The 19,029-nt window shown below is 48.4% G+C and carries 21 protein-coding genes and 1 riboswitch; of the genes, 18 read left to right on the top strand and 3 right to left on the bottom strand.

Annotation, left to right across the window (positions count from 1 at the left end; translation table 11 throughout):
* Nucleotides 1-16 precede the first annotated feature (16 nt).
* Complete coding sequence (locus LPW40_RS12780) at nt 17-463, bottom strand: MarR family winged helix-turn-helix transcriptional regulator (RefSeq protein WP_230822630.1); 447 nt, start codon at nt 461-463, stop codon at nt 17-19.
* A 320-nt stretch (nt 464-783) separates the two neighbouring features.
* Between LPW40_RS12780 and LPW40_RS12775 the strand changes: the two genes are divergently transcribed.
* The 3 genes from LPW40_RS12775 (at nt 784) to LPW40_RS12765 (ending at nt 2,866) form a co-directional block, all read left to right on the top strand.
* Nucleotides 784-2,124 carry a hemolysin family protein gene (locus LPW40_RS12775; RefSeq protein WP_230822629.1) on the top strand — a complete coding sequence of 447 codons (1,341 nt, stop codon included), beginning with the start codon at nt 784-786 and terminating at the stop codon, nt 2,122-2,124.
* A 140-nt stretch (nt 2,125-2,264) separates the two neighbouring features.
* Entirely contained in the window at nt 2,265-2,552 is a 288-nt protein-coding gene (locus LPW40_RS12770) for a hypothetical protein (protein WP_230822628.1), read from the top strand.
* An 11-nt stretch (nt 2,553-2,563) separates the two neighbouring features.
* Nucleotides 2,564-2,866 (top strand): hypothetical protein, encoded by a 303-nt coding sequence (locus LPW40_RS12765; protein ID WP_230822627.1) that lies wholly within the window; start codon nt 2,564-2,566, stop codon nt 2,864-2,866.
* 41 nt (nt 2,867-2,907) lie between these two features.
* Here the strand turns inward: LPW40_RS12765 and LPW40_RS12760 are convergent, their stop codons facing one another.
* Nucleotides 2,908-3,189 carry a GlsB/YeaQ/YmgE family stress response membrane protein gene (locus LPW40_RS12760; RefSeq protein ID WP_097042313.1) on the bottom strand — a complete coding sequence of 94 codons (282 nt, stop codon included), beginning with the start codon at nt 3,187-3,189 and terminating at the stop codon, nt 2,908-2,910.
* 208 nt (nt 3,190-3,397) lie between these two features.
* Between LPW40_RS12760 and LPW40_RS12755 the strand changes: the two genes are divergently transcribed.
* The 6 genes from LPW40_RS12755 (at nt 3,398) to recQ (ending at nt 9,051) form a co-directional block, all read left to right on the top strand.
* Nucleotides 3,398-3,964 (top strand): anthranilate synthase component II, encoded by a 567-nt coding sequence (locus tag LPW40_RS12755; protein ID WP_230822626.1) that lies wholly within the window; start codon nt 3,398-3,400, stop codon nt 3,962-3,964.
* 2 nt (nt 3,965-3,966) lie between these two features.
* Nucleotides 3,967-5,667 carry an aminodeoxychorismate synthase component I gene (pabB, locus tag LPW40_RS12750; protein ID WP_230822625.1) on the top strand — a complete coding sequence of 567 codons (1,701 nt, stop codon included), beginning with the start codon at nt 3,967-3,969 and terminating at the stop codon, nt 5,665-5,667.
* Nucleotides 5,668-5,671: 4 nt separating this feature from the next.
* Nucleotides 5,672-5,881, top strand: coding sequence for a hypothetical protein (locus LPW40_RS12745; protein ID WP_230822624.1), 210 nt, complete (start codon nt 5,672-5,674; stop codon nt 5,879-5,881).
* Nucleotides 5,882-5,898: 17 nt separating this feature from the next.
* Entirely contained in the window at nt 5,899-6,156 is a 258-nt protein-coding gene (locus LPW40_RS12740) for a hypothetical protein (RefSeq protein ID WP_230822623.1), read from the top strand.
* A complete protein-coding gene (locus LPW40_RS12735) occupies nt 6,153-7,094 on the top strand; it encodes a 5-oxoprolinase subunit C family protein (RefSeq protein ID WP_230822622.1) in 942 nt (313 codons plus the stop codon). Before LPW40_RS12740 ends, LPW40_RS12735 begins: the two co-directional genes overlap by 4 nt.
* Before the next feature lie 136 nt (nt 7,095-7,230).
* Nucleotides 7,231-9,051: a DNA helicase RecQ gene (recQ, locus tag LPW40_RS12730; RefSeq protein ID WP_230822621.1), complete on the top strand. Its 1,821-nt coding sequence runs from the start codon at nt 7,231-7,233 to the stop codon at nt 9,049-9,051.
* 64 nt (nt 9,052-9,115) lie between these two features.
* Here recQ and LPW40_RS12725 read toward each other — a convergent pair whose 3' ends face one another.
* Complete coding sequence (locus tag LPW40_RS12725) at nt 9,116-9,973, bottom strand: DMT family transporter (RefSeq protein WP_230822620.1); 858 nt, start codon at nt 9,971-9,973, stop codon at nt 9,116-9,118.
* A gap of 382 nt (nt 9,974-10,355) precedes the next feature.
* On the opposite strand from LPW40_RS12725, the gene nrdI reads away from it, so the two are divergent.
* From nrdI to LPW40_RS12680, 9 genes are all read left to right on the top strand, one after another.
* Nucleotides 10,356-10,763, top strand: a complete 408-nt coding sequence (nrdI, locus tag LPW40_RS12720; protein ID WP_230822719.1) for a class Ib ribonucleoside-diphosphate reductase assembly flavoprotein NrdI — start codon at nt 10,356-10,358, stop codon at nt 10,761-10,763.
* Complete coding sequence (gene nrdE / locus LPW40_RS12715; RefSeq protein WP_230822619.1) at nt 10,726-12,831, top strand: class 1b ribonucleoside-diphosphate reductase subunit alpha; 2,106 nt, start codon at nt 10,726-10,728, stop codon at nt 12,829-12,831. Before nrdI ends, nrdE begins: the two co-directional genes overlap by 38 nt.
* A gap of 20 nt (nt 12,832-12,851) precedes the next feature.
* Nucleotides 12,852-13,820, top strand: a complete 969-nt coding sequence (gene nrdF / locus LPW40_RS12710) for a class 1b ribonucleoside-diphosphate reductase subunit beta (protein ID WP_230822618.1) — start codon at nt 12,852-12,854, stop codon at nt 13,818-13,820.
* 312 nt (nt 13,821-14,132) lie between these two features.
* Nucleotides 14,133-14,265, top strand: a riboswitch (FMN riboswitch).
* Nucleotides 14,266-14,392: 127 nt separating this feature from the next.
* The gene (gene ribD, locus LPW40_RS12705) at nt 14,393-15,430 is read left to right on the top strand and encodes a bifunctional diaminohydroxyphosphoribosylaminopyrimidine deaminase/5-amino-6-(5-phosphoribosylamino)uracil reductase RibD (RefSeq protein ID WP_230822617.1); all 1,038 of its coding nucleotides are present in this window, start codon (nt 14,393-14,395) and stop codon (nt 15,428-15,430) included.
* Nucleotides 15,431-16,060 (top strand): riboflavin synthase, encoded by a 630-nt coding sequence (locus LPW40_RS12700; protein WP_230822616.1) that lies wholly within the window; start codon nt 15,431-15,433, stop codon nt 16,058-16,060.
* On the top strand, nt 16,053-17,240 hold the full coding sequence (ribB, locus tag LPW40_RS12695; protein WP_230822615.1) for a 3,4-dihydroxy-2-butanone-4-phosphate synthase: 1,188 nt from the start codon (nt 16,053-16,055) through the stop codon (nt 17,238-17,240). The genes LPW40_RS12700 and ribB overlap by 8 nt, the downstream gene beginning before the upstream one ends.
* Entirely contained in the window at nt 17,237-17,704 is a 468-nt protein-coding gene (ribH, locus tag LPW40_RS12690; protein WP_230822614.1) for a 6,7-dimethyl-8-ribityllumazine synthase, read from the top strand. The genes ribB and ribH overlap by 4 nt, the downstream gene beginning before the upstream one ends.
* Nucleotides 17,705-17,773: 69 nt before the next feature.
* Entirely contained in the window at nt 17,774-18,181 is a 408-nt protein-coding gene (locus tag LPW40_RS12685; RefSeq protein WP_230822613.1) for a FixH family protein, read from the top strand.
* Nucleotides 18,182-18,257: 76 nt separating this feature from the next.
* The gene (locus tag LPW40_RS12680; RefSeq protein WP_230822612.1) at nt 18,258-18,941 is read left to right on the top strand and encodes an SDR family NAD(P)-dependent oxidoreductase; all 684 of its coding nucleotides are present in this window, start codon (nt 18,258-18,260) and stop codon (nt 18,939-18,941) included.
* Nucleotides 18,942-19,029: the final 88 nt, after the last annotated feature.

Genomic DNA, 19,029 nt, shown 5'->3' with positions numbered 1-19,029 from the left:
AACCACTCAGCATTAATCAATGCTGAGTGGTTTTTAATTTATTTAAATCCGAGTCAATCAGCTTCAGCGTATCCAGAAGATTCTGGATCTCATCTGCCTCGAGAGACAGATTATCGATGAAGATGGTGTGCCTCTTGCCGATCTTCTCCTCCAGTTCTTTCCCTGCCTCGGTTGCTGTGATATATACATGCCTCTGATCATAAATATCCTTCTCGCGTTTCACATAGCCCGCAGATTCGATGCGTTTGATCAAGGGGGATACTGTTGCGTTATCAAGCTGAAGCAGTTCCGCAATGGATTTCAAGTTGAGCTTCTCGTGCTGCCACAGAAGTGTCAGAACGAGATACTGTGTATATGTCAAATCAGTGTCATGCAGTACATGGTCGGAATAGAAGCGGTTCACCCGACGCTGGATATTGTACAGATTGAAGCAAAGTCTATCATCCAAATTTGAATTATCCATCATAACACCACCTTAATTTCCTCTGAAAAGCCTGCTATTCATATTATATGACAAAAGTATATGCGATTTCAATATAAGTTTATATACATATGAAAATCCATTGAAATATAAGTTCATCTTTAATAGTATTTACATCTGCATATGTGGTAAAATACTCTTAATTATTAACTTTTGGTGGAGGTGACCGCAATTGGGAAGGCAATTTTGAAAGCTGGCTTATTATTTACGCTGTTAAGTGATGATTATGTCCCTCACAATGACTCAATATTGCACAATCGCGGTCAAAAATTACCGGAGGTGAATCCCTTTTAGGGAACATTTTGGACATATCAACCTTATTAAATTTAGCTTTATTCGTATTATTAATATTACTGACAATGCTGTTTGTCGGTTCTGAATTCTCATTGGTGAAATCCAGGCAGTCGCGCCTGGATAATCTGATAGATGAAGGGAACAAGAAAGCTGCACTGGTCAAATCCATGACACAGAAGCTGGATTATTATCTGTCGGCCTGTCAGCTCGGCATCACCGTGACGGCACTTGGACTCGGGTGGATCGGTGAATCGACGTTTGAAGTGATCCTTCATCCGTTGTTCAATCTGATTGGAATACCTGAAGATTTAATGACGCCGTTTGTCGTGGCAGCAGCATTCGCGATCGTCACATTCATCCACGTCGTTGTCGGGGAACTCGCCCCTAAGACTGTGGCGATACAATATGCAGAAAAGATGGCCATGGCTTTCGCAAGGCCGATGTACTTCTTCGGCGTGATCATGAAGCCGCTCATCTGGTCCATGAATGGAACTTCGAGATTTTTACTCAGGCTCGTCGGTTTCAAGGATATGCCGACTGAGCAGGCGCACTCCGAGGAAGAGCTGAAGATCATCATGACGAACAGTTATCAGAGTGGTGAAATCAATCAGACGGAACTCGCTTATATGCAGAACATCTTTTCATTCGATGAAAGGCTCGCAAAAGATATCATGGTCCCGAGGACCCAGATGATTACACTGACGGAGCCCGTCGAGATTGATGATGTACTTGCTGCTGTGAAGGAACATAACTATACCAGATATCCGATTACGGATGACAGCGGGGATAAGGACCAGATCATCGGTTTCATCAATGTCCGTGAATTTTTGACGAACCATGTGTCGAACAGCAATCTGGAACCCGAAAACTATATACATGAAATTCCGCTCATCACCGAAGTGTCACGCATCAGTGATGCATTGATCAAAATGCAGCGCGAACGCGTGCACATCGCTTTGATCATCGATGAATACGGCGGCACCGCCGGGATGATCACGATGGAGGATATACTTGAAGAAATCGTCGGGGAAATCCGTGATGAATTCGATGATGATGAAGAACCCGACATCGTCAAGGTCGAGGACAACATCTACCATATCAACGGGCGTGTCCTGATCGACGATCTCCGTGACGACTTCGGAATCGAATTCGAGAACAGTGAGGACATCGATACGATCGGCGGATGGATGCAGAGCATCAATGCGGATATCGATGTTGATGATTACATCAATACCGAGAAAGATAAATGGATTGTACTGGAAGCCGACAATCATACAATCAAGCTGGTCGCGCTTATGAAAGGCTATAATGTTGCGCATAATGATGACCAGGAAGATGAAGATAAATAATGGCACACCCTGGAAACCGCTGAATCATATTCAGCGGTTTTTTCGTCCCGGCACCAATCTTCATCCCGCAGGCGGTCCTGTGCGTTTCATGATTATTTTTCGCAGGAATAATGGTAAAATCATAGATGAGGGGTGAGGCTATGGGATTTTTTGAATTCTTGATTGCAACTGTACCGGTCATACTTTTTTTCTCCATCCCGCTTTATGCGATCAAAAGGGGCTCGGATCAAAAGGATGAGAAGCTGAAGATCAAACAGCTGAGGGAAGAGAAGGAACTGGAAATGCTGAAGCAGGAAAATTACCTGCTTGAAAACAAACAGATGCGCCTTGAGCTCGATCAGATCAAGGAACAGCGGGCGCTGAAGGAAGAGAACAGGGTGAAAGAAGATAAGTGGCTGATCCGTGACAGTGAAGACAAAGAATTGTAGGTGTTTTGGACATGGGTTTTTTTGATGTCATCATGGGGCTCGTCGGTCTCGGCGGCCTCGGAATCGTCAGTCTGGCAGGTGTCGCTTTCTACGGCATAAGGAGAGACTATGACCAGGAAAAAGAGAAGCTGCAGCTGCAGAAGATGATGGAAGAGAGAAAGCTTGAAGAGATCAGGCAGGAGAACTATTTACTGGAAAATGAAGACATGCGGAAAGAGCTTGAAGAAATCAGGGCGGAGAGGCTTGCCGGCAGAGGCGGAGACGGCAGGAAGCGCTGGCTCATAGAAGAGACGAAGTCCGATAGGGATAAATAAAACCTGAGGCCAAAGGCGCTCAGGTTTTAGTCATCTTCAAATTATCTTCTTCTGTTGGCATCTTTTGCAGACTTATCTTTACTGAATGCTTTGAGTATCAAAGAAATCACAAGAATAAGAATGATGGCACCGATCAGTCCGCCGATGATGCTGACACCGCCGATTTCCGGTCCGATACCGAGTCCGAGTGCGTTACCGATGGAGGCACCAACCAGCCCGGCAATGATGTTGCCGATAATGCCGAAAGGAACATCCTTGCCTAAAATTGCTCCTGCAGCCCAGCCGATCAGTCCGCCGACTATTAGAGTTATAATCCAACCCATTTTGAAGTCCTCCTTAAAATAAATATGAAATACTTTATATTGATCTATCTAGAAATAAGATACCCCCTGAGATGAGTTTTAACCCTCATTGTTACATTTAAAATAATTCTGAAAATGGCCGGATGCCCTTTTCAAACGATAAAATCATTGAACATATGCTAAAATGTAGAAAAACAAAAGGACATACTGAAAAATTATGAAGATACTTATGATAGATAATTACGATTCATTCACATATAATCTCGTGCATTACATGGAATCCAATCCCTACGGTGTGGAGATCATGGTGAGGACCCCGGATCTCTTGCACGAAGTTTCACCGGGAGCGGACAACATCATCGGCATCATCATTTCACCTGGACCATCACATCCCGCCGACAGGCAGGATGTGATTGATTTTGTCTCGCGGCACTGGGGCCGGCTGCCGATATTCGGCATCTGTCTCGGGCACCAGATGCTGTGGCATATGGCCGGGGGCGAGGTCGTCCGCGGGGAACGTCCGGTCCACGGCCATACGTATGAGATTTCCCATACGGGCGAATTCATATTTGAAGATGTGGGCATGCCGCTCACCGTGACACGGTACCACTCACTGGTGTGTGCGGGGGAAAGCAGTGAATTCAAGGTCACCGCAAAATCCGATGACGGTGTGAACATGGCGATCCAGCATGTGAAGCATCCGATTTACGGGGTCCAGTATCACCCTGAGGCCATCCTCTCTTCGGATGGCAGGAAGCAGTTATTCAATTTTATCAAGATAGCATTGGAGGCCTGACAGTGCACGTACATTCGAAATTCAAAAGAAATTCAGAAGTCCGGGATTTGTACTTCATCGATCCTGTCCGGACGATGACCGAAAAGACACATCGTCTGGACGAGGCACTGGCGGCAGCCGAAGCTTACATGAACGACGGATATTATGTAATCAGTGCGGTGACGTACGAATCCTTCGCCCCTGAGGGGGAACAGTTCATCATCGGAGTGTTTGAAGATGAATGCGACCATGCGACGTTCATGGGCGCACGGGAGGCCGGGGCATATGAGATGACCGAGCCGGAGTTCACGCAATCCCGTGATGAGATCATTCAAAACATCGAGCAGGTCAGGGAATATATCCGCGACGGCCACACATACCAGGTCAACTATACAACCAGACTGAAAGGGAAGTTCCGCGGGGACGGGCACACTTTATTCGAAACGCTGATGTCTTCAAACAACGGGGACTACGCCATGTACATCGAATATGGGGACGAGCAGATCATCAGCTGCTCACCTGAGTTGTTCTTTGAGGTGGATGCAGACAGGACGATCAGGACCCGTCCCATGAAGGGGACGGCACCGCGGGGCCGAAGCCGGTCCGAGGATGAAGAGAACCGCATGTTCCTGAAAGAATCTAAGAAGGATATGGCGGAAAATGTGATGATCGTGGATCTGCTCAGGAATGACATTTCAAAGGTGGCTGCCAAAAACAGTGTCAGCGTGCCGGCACTTTTCACAATAGAAGAATATGCGACCGTCTTCCAGATGACGTCCACCGTCGAAGCGGAACTGAAGGAGGGCGCGGGCATCAACGATATAATGGCGGGTCTGTTCCCGTGCGGCTCGATCACCGGAGCGCCCAAAACGTCGACGATGAACATCATCAATGCCCTTGAGGCGACGGAAAGAAAATATTACTGCGGTACACTCGGCATAATGTATCCGGGCGGGGAAATGGTTTTCAATGTACCCATCAGGACACTTTACATCGACGGCGGAGAGTACGTATACGGTGCAGGCGGCGGCATCACATATGATTCCATACCGGCTTCGGAATATGATGAGATCGTTGCGAAGACGGCCTTTTTGAAAAATGCCCAGTTTGAACTGATCGAGTCGATGCGACTTGAAGACGGGGTTGTCGCGCGCATCGACACTCATGCAGCACGGCTCCGGTCATCAGCTGAAAATTTCAATTTCAAACCGGCGGACTTCACCGGCAAAGTCCGTCATTATGTGGAATCCCGCGTTCTGATGGACGGCCTGTATAAGCTCCGGGTGACGCAGGATCAGCACGGGGACCTGAAGATTTCCCATGCACCCATATCGGATGAAGGGGCTGCCCGCGCCCTGCTGCATCAGGAACCGATGTCCGGGGTACCGGAATTCATTGAGAATAAGACGACAGTGAGGTATCATTACAAAATACCGGACGATGATTTCAAGATCGTTTTATACTATAATGAAAAACGACAGCTGACAGAGTTCAATATAGGCAATCTCGTCATCCAGGAGGAAGGGGAGTACTTCACGCCATCTTTAAATACCGGTATTTTGAACGGTGTGATGAGGCGGACCCTGCTGGATGAGGGAAAGGTCACTGAGAAAGATTACATCGTGGATGACTTCATCGAGAAGTACGAAGCAGGCCGGATTTCCGTCCATATGATTAATAGTGTCCGTGGTTGGCTGAAGATCAGACTAACAATACAGAGGTGAAAAGATGTTAACTTTTTTGCTGATACTGCTGCTGATCGGTATCGTACTATTCACACATTTTGTCGTAACATATCTAATTGAAAATAACCTTAAGATGATTGGTGTACTGGTCGGCTTTGTCGGTCTGATCGCAGCGATGATGATCGTTTATTTCATCATGACCAATATCACCGGATTCGCAGCCGGGGAACTGGACTTTTTCTATAATAATTAATTTCTGGAGGGACGAAGATGTTTTTTGCCAATGGTGACCGTGCGGTTACATATCAGCAGAATGAAGTGATCGACGCGGCTGTGCTCGAACGTCTGAACAATGCATTCAATAAGACGGAACATGTATATCTGAACGAGATGATCACGACCGAGCATACATTGACTTTCATGTACGAACCCGTGACGATCATGGAAGCCCACAATACGATTGAACCTTGTGATATCGTGGTGGAGGAAGCACGCAATTTTCTAATTGAGAAGGGGTTTTTAAAGTGAGTTTAATCATTCAGGACAGCGGCCTGTTTTCAATCGTTCAAAGCTTGGATAAAAGACCTTCATCAAGAGGAAGCGAATATAACGGTGCATGTGACAGACTTGCACATCAGCTGGCGAACCAGCTTGTCGGAAACGCGGCGGACGACCTGACCATCGAGATGACGGTGAGGCCGGCAACTATCAAGTTCACAGAGCCGACGATCATTGCATTTTCAGGTGCGGAATTCGTCGGGCGCTGCAATGGCCAGCCGGTCCATCCGAACAGGATTTACTTTTTCGACCGCGGTGATGTTTTGGAATTCGTGGATACCCCGAGGGGCAACAGGATTTATCTGGCGGTGGCGGGCGGCATCGAAGCCGAGGGATCCAACATCCTGAAATCGGGGGATGAAGTGGTGATGCGCCGGGATTATACCGTCCGGCATGATGAACTGTTCAATATGCTCCGCAATAAGAATATGGTGAACTGGGGCGTGGACATCTATTCACTCGTTGAGATATACATCTCAGACTTGTTCCATCTCGTGAGGCGTCCGGACGTCAGCGATGAAGTGTATGAAATGCTGGAAAATGCGGAATTCACCGTCTCAAAAGAGAAGAACAGGGTATCGCTGCACCTGACGGGTAAGAAAATCACTCCGGCACCTTCGAACATCGTGCATCCCGGCATCAAAGGCGGGCTGTATCTGGCGGACGGCGCACCGATACTTGCACTGAATGACTTCAATCAGGCGACGACGGCTGAACATATCGGCACGATACCGTCGTATCATATGCATAAATTGTCGCAGAAGCGGGCGGGGTCCAGGCTGAAATTCAAAGTGATCGATTGTGGTGACGCACACGCGAATTTATATGCCCAGGACCTGTGGGTGAAGAGCCTTTTCAAAGCGATCGATTACAAATTATCAAAAGAACTGGTCAAGGAAAAAATGTAAAGCGGAACATCTGGAGTATTTCCAGATGTTTTTATTTTTTAAATGATGATTAATCCAACAAAAGAACCCGGAAATCATGTATAATGTATATCATTAATTATTGTGAAAATCAGGCTTTAAACGGTGGGATGAAGTTATGATAGAGATGACATTGAAAAAATACTTTGGATTCAAGACATTCAGGCCCAAACAGCGTCAGATCATCGAGGCTGTAAACAGTGGCGCGAACACCCTTGGCGTTTTACCGACCGGGTCGGGGAAATCACTGTGTTTCCAGGTGCCGGGCCTGCAGGCCGAAGGCGTGACCCTTGTCATATCGCCATTGATCTCCTTGATGAAGGATCAGGTCGGAAACCTTAAGCAGATGGGCATTCCTGCGGAATATTTGAATTCCACATTGAAGAAAAAAGATGAGGAACGCATCATGAGGGAGGGGCTCGAAGGCCGGTATAAATTTTTATACGTGGCGCCCGAACGCTTCAACAACGATGAGTTCCGCGAGTTTGTCGGAAAGCTGGACATACCGCTCGTCGCCTTTGACGAAGCGCACTGCATCTCCAAATGGGGTCATGATTTCAGGCCGAGCTACCAGGAGGTCATTCCGACGATCAATGCACTGATACCGGATGCGGCTTTCGTCGCCCTGACGGCGACGGCGACCGAAGAGGTGCAGGAGAATATACAGGAGCTTCTGGACATCTGTGATGAAAATGTGGTGCTTTCCAGCATCAAACGCGATAATCTGCATTTATCGGTGAACAAGACGTACCAGCGGGATCAGTTCATACTTTCCTACATCGAGGAACGCGGGGATGTTTCAGGCATCGTCTATGCGGCCACAAGGGCCGAAGTCGAAAAGATTTCAGCCTACCTGGCCGACCATGGTGTAAATAATGTGATCTACCACGGCGGCCTCGGCAAAAAGGAGCGGGATGTCAACCAGCATGCATTCCTGACCGGTGACGTCCCGGTCGTCGTCGCGACAAATGCTTTCGGCATGGGGATCGACAAGCCGGATATCCGCTTCATCATCCATCATAATCTGCCGGGCGACCTTGAGAGCTATTATCAGGAAATCGGCCGTGCCGGCCGTGATGGGAGGATCAGTGAATGCATCCTCCTCTCCAGTCAGCGTGATGTGAACCTGCACCAGTTCTTCATCGACCGATCAAACGGGTCCGAGCAGCATAAAGATCATATGCGCAGCAAACTGGATAAGATGATCCAGTACAACCGCACATCGAAATGCCTGATGAGCTTCATGGTGAAATATTTTGATGCGGATGAATATGTGACTTCATGCGGCCGCTGCGGGAACTGTCTGAGCACAGAACGCACCTACAATATGAAAGAGGAGGCGGCGGCGGTGCTGGAGCTGATCCGTCATACCGGACCCTCCCTGACAAAAGAACATATCATCCAGGTGCTGAGGGGGGAACGCAGCGAGGATGTCATTTCGGACGCTTTGGACCAGTCCCCTCATTTCGGCAGCATGTCCAGTTATCTGACCGGGGAGGTCCATCATATTCTGGATGAACTGATTCTGAGCGGGTACCTCCATCACGAAGACCAGCACCTCCGGCTGGTGGAGAAGAGCCGGGAAGTGCTGTCGGGTGAGGCCGATATCTATACCGTACCTTTCCGCAAGCAGCTCAAAGAGAAGGTGGAGATCTCCACCGCTTCCTCGCCCAATGAGAAATTGTATCAGAAGCTTGTCGGCAAAAGGGCGGCGCTCGCAAAAAAACGCGGGCTGGAGCCGGGCAGCATATTCACCGATGCGACATTAAAAGAATTTGCCAAAAAGATGCCCGTGTCCAAACAGGACATGATAAAGATCGACGGTGTCGGCAATTATAAGCTGAAGCACTACTGCCCGCACTTTTTGAAGATCATCAAACAGCACAAGGAAAAACAGGATGCCTACAAAATAGAGGGGAAAAAGGGAATCCCCACTTAAAAAATAAAAAAACGACGATCAATTCCAATGGATTGATCGTCATTTTAATGGATGCAGCCACCTCTCAGGCCTCTTTCGGCCTGCGGTTCTTCATATACATATAATAGCTTGCCCCGAATATGATGAAATAGCCGATGAAGGACAGGGCATCCGGCACCTCGCCCAATATGAAGATGCTGAGCAGGGCCGTGAAAATGATGGTCGAGTAGAAGAATATCGATATTTCCCTGGCCGGTGCGAAACTGTAGGCGATCGTCAGGCCGAACTGGCCGAACGCTGCAAATATGCCGGCAAGTATGAGCATGATCCACTGGTCGAAGGTCATCGGCTCATACTGGTAGATGAAAAACGGCAGCAGCGCCACTGTTGAGAATGCGGAGAAGTAAAATACGACCGTATAGAACCTCTCACGGCTGCCGAGCACCCTTAAGACCGTATATGCACCGGCAGCCATCAAAGCACCGAGCAGTCCGAGCAGCGCATAGATGGTATCACTCGACATTGAGGGCTTGATGATGAAGACGGCCCCGGCAAGGGCGATGATGATGGAGCTCATCTGGTATCTCCTTATGTATTCCTTGAGGAAGATCGCACACAGAAGGATCGTGAAAAACGGGCTCATCTTATTCAGGATCTCGGCATCACTCAGCACCATGCGGTCGATCACATAGAAATTCAAAAGCACACCGGCAAGTCCGAGGGTGGACCGGAGGAGCAGCAGCCCCTGGTTCTCCTTATGGCCGAAGAGTTTCTCCTTGTAATAGATGACGAAGGCAAGAGCAATCCCCATGGATATGAAATTTCTGAAGAACGTTTTCTGTACGGTCGGCAGGTCGCCGCTGTACTTGACGAAGAAGGCCATCAGGCTGAAGCCCAGCGATGATATAAGCAGCGCGATGATGCCTTTTGTAGTGTTGCTCATTGCAGATCAGAACTCCTTATTTTAAGTTTGCATTAAATTTCAATAAAAAAAGGGGAATTAAAAACCTTAAAAAAAATATTAAATATTTACTGATACAGTATATCATAGCCGCACCAGTGCTTAGCTGAATTCCGGGTGTAAATTACGCCATGAAACTTAATGAAATAAGGAAATTTTTCCATTGATAAATAAATTTCTTTATGGCAAGATAAAACTAACAAAACAATATATAGTGTGTGAAAATATTTTGGGGCACCATATATTGTGGTATACACTAATAATGTGATGTCTGGATAAAACATACAGACGGCTGAAGACATTCGAACGTATGTTCGTTTTCTTTGTTTTCAGGGTAGTATGATTGTGAAGGGGGATGGACGGTGTGATGATTGCATTCTATTCCATGACCGGTAACGTCAGACGGTTCATAAAAGGCTCAAATCTGGAAGCACAGTATGAATTATACGAGATTACTGAAGCAAACAAAAATGATAAGATTTCAGAACCCTTTGTACTGGTGACCAGCACTTACGGCTTCGGCGGCGTGCCGGACCCCGTTGAAAGTTTTCTTCAGGTGAACCATGCCGGTCTGCTGGCCGTGGCGTCTAGCGGCAACCGCAACTGGGGGAGCAATTTTGCCAAAGCGGGTGAGCATATCCGGGAACAGTACCGTGTGCCGCTGCTGATGAAATTTGAATTACACGGCTCGGAAAAAGACAGAGAATCATTTAAAGAGAAAGTAGGGAGTTTTAATGAAAGTATTGGACGAGAAGAAGTACAATCACATTGAACTTAATAATGAAGTGACGAAAAGGGATGAATCCGGATTTTACCAGCTCCATAAGGACCTGGAGGCACTGGAGGTCTTCATGGAGGAAGTGGAGGATAAGACGATTCATTTTGATACCGAACTCGAAAGGCTCCACTATTTGGTCGACAATGATTTTTATTATGATCTGTTCAAGGAGTATACCGAGGAGCAGGTCACCGAGATCGTGGACTATGCAAATTCACTGCCGTTCCAATTCAAGAGCTACATGGCGGCGAGCAAGTTCTTCAAAGACTACACATTGAAGACGAATGATAAGAAGCATTACCTGGAAGACTATAAGCAGCACGTCGTGATCGTCGCCCTGTATCTCTCCAAAGGCGATACGGACCAGGCGAAGCGTCTGATCAATTCGATGATTGAGCAGCGCTACCAGCCTGCGACACCGACCTTCCTGAATGCGGGCCGTGCGCGCCGCGGAGAGATGGTGTCATGCTTCCTCCTGGAGACGGATGACAGCCTGAATTCGATCAACTATATCGATTCGACTGCAAAACAGCTGTCGAAGATCGGCGGCGGTGTCGCGATCAACTTATCCAAACTGCGTGCACGCGGCGAGGCGATCAAAGGCATCGAAGGCGTGGCAAAAGGGGTGCTCCCGGTGGCCAAGGCGTTGGAGAACGGATTCGGTTACGCCGACCAGCTGGGCCAGCGTCCGGGCGCAGGTGCAGTTTACCTGAACATCTTCCATTACGACCTGCCTGAATTCCTCGACACCAAAAAAGTGAACGCGGATGAGGATCTTCGCCTTGCAACGATCTCGACAGGGCTCGTCATACCGTCCAAATTCTTCGAACTGGCCAAAAACAATGAGCCATTCTACCTGTTCGCACCGCACACGGTCGAAAGGGAGTACGGGGAAACTCTCGATGATATGGACATTGATGCAATGTACGATAAATTGGTTGCGAACGACAACGTCAAAAAGCGCAAGTTTGATGCGCGTGACATGCTGAACACGATTGCACAGACACAGCTCCAGTCGGGCTATCCTTACATCATGTTCAAAGATAATGCCAACAAGGTGCACCCGCTGAAAGAAATCGGCGACATCAAGATCAGCAACCTGTGTACAGAAATCTTCCAGCTGCAGGAGACTTCAACGATCAATGATTACGGCATCGAAGATGAAATCAGAAGGGATATTTCATGTAACCTCGGTTCACTGAACATCGCGAACGTCATGGATTCGAAGAAAATACGCGAATCCGTCCACGACGGCATCGAAGCGTTGACGGTCGTAAGCGACGACACTGAAATCGCAAATGCGCCGGGCGTCAAAAAAGCGAATGATGAACTGCATTCCGTCGGTCTCGGTGCGATGAACCTCCACGGTTACCTGACTAAAAATAAAATTGCCTATGAATCCGAAGAAGCAAAAGACTTTGCCAATGTCTTCTTCATGATGCTCAACTACCATTCACTTGAAAAATCGATGATGATCGCAACCGAGCGCGGCGAGACGTTCAAGGACTTTGAACTTTCGGATTATGCGACGGGCGAGTACTTCGAGAAATATGTGAATCATTCATATGAACCGAAAACGGACAAAGTGAAGCCTTTATTCGAGGGGATTCATGTCCCGACGCCGGAAGACTGGGCGGAACTGCGCGACCAGGTGAAGGAAAACGGTCTTTATCATGCTTACCGCCTGGCGATCGCGCCGACACAGAGCATCTCCTATGTACAGAACGCGACAAGTTCGGTCATGCCGATCGTGGACACGATCGAACGCAGGACGTACGGCAACTCGGAAACATTCTACCCGATGCCGTTCCTGTCGAAAGAGAACATGTGGTTCTACAAGAGTGCATTCAACGTGGATCAGATGAAACTGATCGACCTGATCGCAACGATCCAGGAACATATTGATCAGGGCATCAGTACAATCCTTTACGTAAACTCGGAAATTTCAACGCGCGAACTTTCGAGACTGTATATTTATGCACATCATAAAGGTCTCAAATCACTGTACTATACGAGAAACAAATTACTCAGCGTTGAAGAATGTACAAGCTGTTCAGTTTAATAGATGAAGGAGTCATATAAATGATAGCAGTAAACTGGAATAAAGAAGATGACATGACCAATGTATTCTGGCGCCAGAACATCTCACAAATGTGGGTGGAGTCCGAATTCAAAGTATCAAAAGACTTAAGTTCCTGGTCGGGGATGTCTGATGATGAAAAGGACACTTTCAAAAAGGTGCTTGCAGGCCTGACGGGTCTCGACACACATCAGGCGGATGACGGCATGCCGCTCATCCTGCTGCATACGGACGACCTGCGTAAAAAGGCGGTCTACTCATTCATGGGGATGATGGAGCAGGTCCATGCGAAATCATATTCGCATATCTTCTCCACCCTGATTTCTTCAAAGGAAACGAATGAACTGCTGGATGAATGGGTGCCGAACAATAAACATCTTGTGTATAAATCCGACAAGATCGTGAGCCGCTACCATAAGCTGTTCGACAGGAATGCATCCATCTATGATCAGTATATGGCACGTGTTGCATCGGTGTTCCTTGAATCATTCCTCTTCTATTCAGGCTTCTATTATCCGCTTTACCTGGCGGGGCAGGGACGCATGACGACAAGCGGTGAAGTCATCCGTAAAATTCTGCTTGACGAATCCATCCACGGCGTCTTCGTCGGACTGGATGCACAGAGCCTGAGGGGCGAGATGTCACAGGAGGAGCAGCAGCGTGCGGATACGGAAATGTATGAGATGCTGAAAGATCTTTACGCAAATGAAGCGGAGTATACTAAAGAACTTTATGACAAGATCGGCCTGACGGATGACGTCATGAACTATGTCACATACAACGCCAATAAAGCACTCGCAAACCTCGGTTTCGAACCTTACTATGAAGAAAAAGGATTCAACCCGATCATTGAAAACGCACTGGATACGACGACCAAGAACCACGACTTCTTCAGTGTAAAAGGCGACGGCTATGTGCTTGCATTGAACGTCGAGCCTTTGCAGGATGATGACTTCGTATTTGAAACTTAAAATATTTTAGAAGAGCCCCACGGGAAACTTGCCGGTTTCCGCGGGGCTTTTTTATATAGTGGCGGGAGGCGGCACCTTCAAAATTCGATTAAGTCGATGTGAAATCATGAAGATAATCGAAATCCGGTCCTGTAATCGATTAAGTTGGACTGAAAGTATAGAGATAATCGAAATCCGGTCTCCGAATCGATTAAGTCAGGCCGAAATCAGAAAGATAATCGAAATTTCCAGAATAGTAAAATATATTTGGCTCATTTGGTTGACAATTCCTATTATTCGTATATGATTAGGTTAGAGTTTTTCAACTGAATATAATTCTTTCGGGGCAGGGTGAAATTCCCAACCGGCGGTTAAAGCCCGCGACCTGTACGCAGTTTGATTGCGTATGGCTGATTCAGTGCAAATCTGAAGCCGACAGTTAGAGTCTGGATGGGAGAGAGAATGATGCAGACGTATTTTATACGATACGTTTAGTTTGTGTTGCTTTCATGCACCACATTATTTGGCATACAATTTTTAAGTCCTGATGAAGATTTTTTCATCGGGGCTTTTTTTATTTCAGGAGGGAAGACTTGGGCATTTACATGGAAAAAGCGATCGCAATGGCGAAAATTTCAGATGGCCAGACGCGCCGCAACCCGCCGGTCGGTGCGGTTATCGTAAAAGACGGCGTGGTGATCGGCGCAGGCAGCCATCTCGCGATGGGGACGGATCATGCGGAAGTGCGTGCAATCAAATCATGCATCACCGACCCTGAAGGCGCAGACATCTATGTCACGCTGGAGCCGTGTTCGCATCACGGCAGGACGCCGCCGTGCACGGATGCCATCAAAAAAGCCGGCATCAAAAGAGTGTTTTACGCAGTGCAGGATGAAAATCCAAAAGTCTCCGGCCACGAAGTGCTGGAGGCGGCCGGGATTTATGCAGAGCATCAGCCGCATTATGAAGCGGACGCACTTTACGAGACGTTCTTCACCCACCTGGCGGCCGGACGGCCGATGGTGACTTTGAAGGGTGCGATGAGTCTCGACGGCAAGATGGCACTTGATGACGGCACAAGCAAATGGATCACCGGCGGGTCCGCACGTGAAGATGTGCAGCATCTGCGTCATTCACATGACGCGATACTCATCGGCGGAGGCACACTGATGCGTGACGATCCGATGCTGACCGCAAGGATCGGGGGCGGGGGGAATCATCCGAGACCCGTCATCCTGCTCGGGGAACGGATGCTTACAGAGGGATTGAACCTGGAAAAGCATCCGGAGAAACCGGTCATCTTCACATCGAATGAGGAGAATCGTGAATTCGATAATGTTTACGATATTGAATACGGCGATTTTTCATACGAGGAAATATTGAAGAAGTTATACATTGATTACGATATCGGCAGTGTTTTGGTTGAAGGCGGCAGCCGGATACATACTGCCTTCATCAAGAGCGGACTTTACGACCAGATGATTTTATACATTGCCCCGAAATTATTTGGCAGGTCCAGGCATGAACTGTTTCAAGATGCACTCAGCGGCATGGAAGAAACGATTGAGCTGGAACTTGCAGACGTCGAAAAACTCCGGTCAGATTTAAAATTGACTTACAGGAGGAATTAGATGTTTACAGGTTTGATTGAAGAAAAAGGCAGAATCGCAGAAATCAGAAGTTCAGAGGAAGATACGGAAATAAAGATCACACACACAACGCTCGATGACATCAAAGAAGGTGATTCCATCGCCGTGAACGGTGCCTGCCTCACGGCATATGACATAAGCCCGGAGTCATTCAAGGTGACGATGATCAATGAAACGAAGCGGATCACGAGCCTTGACGGCATCCAGACCGGCGACGCGGTGAATCTCGAGAGGGCGGTGAGATTGTCGGACCGCCTCGGCGGCCATCTCGTCAGCGGCCATGTCGACGGCACAGGGGAAGTCGTTTCCCTGAGGCATGACGGCAACGCCCTGGTCATGAAGGTGGCTTGCCCGAAACGTCTGATGAAATATATGACGGATCAGGGTTCAGTGACGATCGACGGCACAAGCCTCACTTTATTCGAAGTCGATCACGGGGCGTCGGTCATCACGCTGAACCTCATCCCGGAAACTTTGGAGCGTACGATATTATCGGACAAGGCGACAGGCGATAAGGTGAACATTGAAGCGGATCAAATCGTAAAATATGTGGAGCATCTGCTTAAAAACGGCGATGCAGAATTATTGAAAGCAGGTGGTCTGAATGTTTGATTCAATAAAATCAGCGCTCGAAGATTTGAGGCAGGGAAGGCTGATCATCGTCGTCGATGATGAAGACAGGGAAAACGAGGGAGACCTCGTCGGCATTGCGGAATATATGCAGCCGGAGTCCATCAACTTCATGGCAACGCACGGGCGCGGCCTGATCTGCGCGCCGATCTCGAAATCCATAGCACAAAAGCTTGAGCTTTCGCCGATGGCGGAGAAAAACAGCGATCCGCACGGCACGGCCTTCACCGTCTCTATAGACCATGCGTCCACGACGACGGGCATCAGTGCATTTGAACGTTTTGATACGATACAGGCATTGATTGACGACAACACAAGGTCGGCGGATTTCAATACACCCGGCCATATATTCCCGCTCGTCGCAAAGGACGGCGGGGTGCTCGAGAGGATGGGGCATACCGAGGCGGCGGTCGACCTCTGCTGGCTGACGGACGCAAAGCCTGCAGGCGTCATATGCGAAATCATGAATGACGATGGTACGATGGCAAGGGTCGACGATTTGAAGTCATATAAAGAGAAGCACGGACTGAAGATGATCACGATAGAAGACCTGAAAGCATATATTGCCTCGAATCACCGGGTGGCGCTGGACAGTGAAGTCAAGATGCCGACCAGATACGGCAGTTTCAAAATGTTCGGCTTCAAGGACAGGGTGACGGGCGAGGAACACATCGCGCTCCTTCACGGGGAAGTGCGCGCGAATATGAATGTAAGGATTCATTCGGAATGCCTGACGGGCGATGTTTTCCACAGTGAGCGCTGCGACTGCGGGGAACAGCTGGACCTCGCGATGAAAATCATGAGTGCCGAAGACGGCGTCATCCTGTATATGCGCCAGGAAGGCAGGGGCATCGGCCTTTTGAATAAGCTCAAAGCCTATGAGCTGATCGAGCAGGGATTTGATACGGTGACGGCCAATGCACATCTCGGATTTGATGCGGACCTCAGGACTTATGAAGCGGCGGCGGGGATGCTGAAAAGCCTCGGACTCCACCAGGTGACGCTGCTGAGCAACAACCCGGCCAAAGTGTCGGGCCTTGAAAAGGAAGGAATCGAAGTCAACAGACGCAGTCACATCATAGAAGCGAACGTCAATAATGCCGACTACCTGAACGTCAAAGAAGAGAAGCTCGGCCATCAATTACAGGAGGAAACAAAATGAATATCATTCAGACAGGCATGAAAGGTGAAAATTTAAAGGTCGCGATCGTTGCGGGCAGGTTCAATGACTTTATCACGGAGAGGCTGATCGCCGGTGCGGAAGGTACGCTGACCGCCCACGGTGTGGATGCTGAAGACATCGACCTCGCCTATGTACCGGGTGCATTCGAAATACCGATCGCTGCAAAACAGATGGCGGAATCGGGGAAGTATGATGCAATCATCGGCCTCGGCTGTGTCATAAGGGGCAGCACGACCCATTATGATTATGTCTGCAGCCAGGCTGCATCCGGCATCATGGAAGCGGGCCTTTCGACAAATGTGCCGGTGATGTTCGGGGTAATCACGACGGAGACGATAGAGCAGGCGATAGAGCGCGCCGGAACTAAGCTCGGGAACAAAGGCTCGGACGCTGCCGCCGCCGCGATCGAAATGGCGAACCTCCTCAGTGAAATAAAGTCATAAAATGGTTATAAACTCCGGGGGCCGGCCGTTTCAACAGATGCTATAGTGATAAGGAAAGGAGTTTTTCAAATGAAACTTAAATCTTTATTGCTCGTATTATTTACAGGCATCCTCCTTGCAGGCTGCGGCAACGGCGGGGACTCCGGGGAAATGAACCATGATGCGCCCGACTCCGATGAGATGAGGACGCTGGAAGTCGATCTTGCCGCACCGGACCATATCATGGCAGGGGACACTGAAGTCCTGACGGCCTATGTGACATCGAACGACGAAGATGTGACCGATGCGGACCGTGTGATGTTTGAAATCCAGGACGAGGAAGGCGAAACGGTTGAGGAAATCGATGCCGAACATTCCGGTAACGGCGAGTACACCGTGGAATATACTTTCGAAGAAGCGGGTACATACACCGTCATCTCCCATGTCGATGCATACTCACTGCACACGATGCCAAGCTCGGAGGTCATCGTGGAATAATTCCTGCAGGCGAAAATCTGTGTAATCCAATGTCCGATTGGGTATAATACTGGTATCACAGTAGCAGGAGGTAAACATGAGACTGGATGATAAGACTTATATCATAGCCAATGCGACATCGCCTCTTGGTTCTGATTTATCCAAACACCTTGCGGGTGTCGGTGCCAATCTGATCCTGACGGGGTTGGACCATGTTGCACTGGACCGGTTGCTCGAAGAGATACAGGAAGGGTCCGGGGGGCATCACAGTGCTGTACTGCTGCAGCAATCGAAGGAAATCGACTGGCAGAATGTGCTCTCTGAAATAGAGCGGGACTTCGACAGCCTGAATGGCATCATCCTGATCCACACGATCCACAGTGAAAGCAAATCAATCTATGACTTGACGTTCGAAGAATTCAACGAAGTGGTCTATGAGCACGTGTGGGGCACTTATCTCGGCACAAGAGTGCTGCGTCCGCTTCTGAAGGATGAAAGTGAAGCGAAAATCATCAATGTGATTGAACCTTCCTTTGAAGAAGTTTATGAACGCAATTTATACTATACTGTGACGGGTGCCATCGAAGCGCTGACCCACTCGACGGCGATCGAGCTCAGTAAGGAAGACATCGATGTGTATGCACTCAGTTACAGACCTTCATACAAGGAATCCATGGAGGATTCGCTGGAGCGGTCCAACCCACAGGCCATCAATACATTAATGGATATTTTATCGGACGGGGGCAGCCAGCCCACGGGAGAAACGATAATCATCAATTAAAACTACCTTGCCAAAGGTAGTTTTTTCTTGGGATTGTCACTCTTCCAGCTTGAAAATCGAGATATACGGTGTATAATACTAATTATGA

This window comes from Salinicoccus halitifaciens (genome assembly GCF_021026095.1).
Lineage (GTDB): Bacteria > Bacillota > Bacilli > Staphylococcales > Salinicoccaceae > Lacicoccus > Lacicoccus halitifaciens.
The sequence above is the reverse complement of the archived record's forward strand: the minus strand, read 5'-3'. Positions and strand labels throughout refer to the sequence as shown.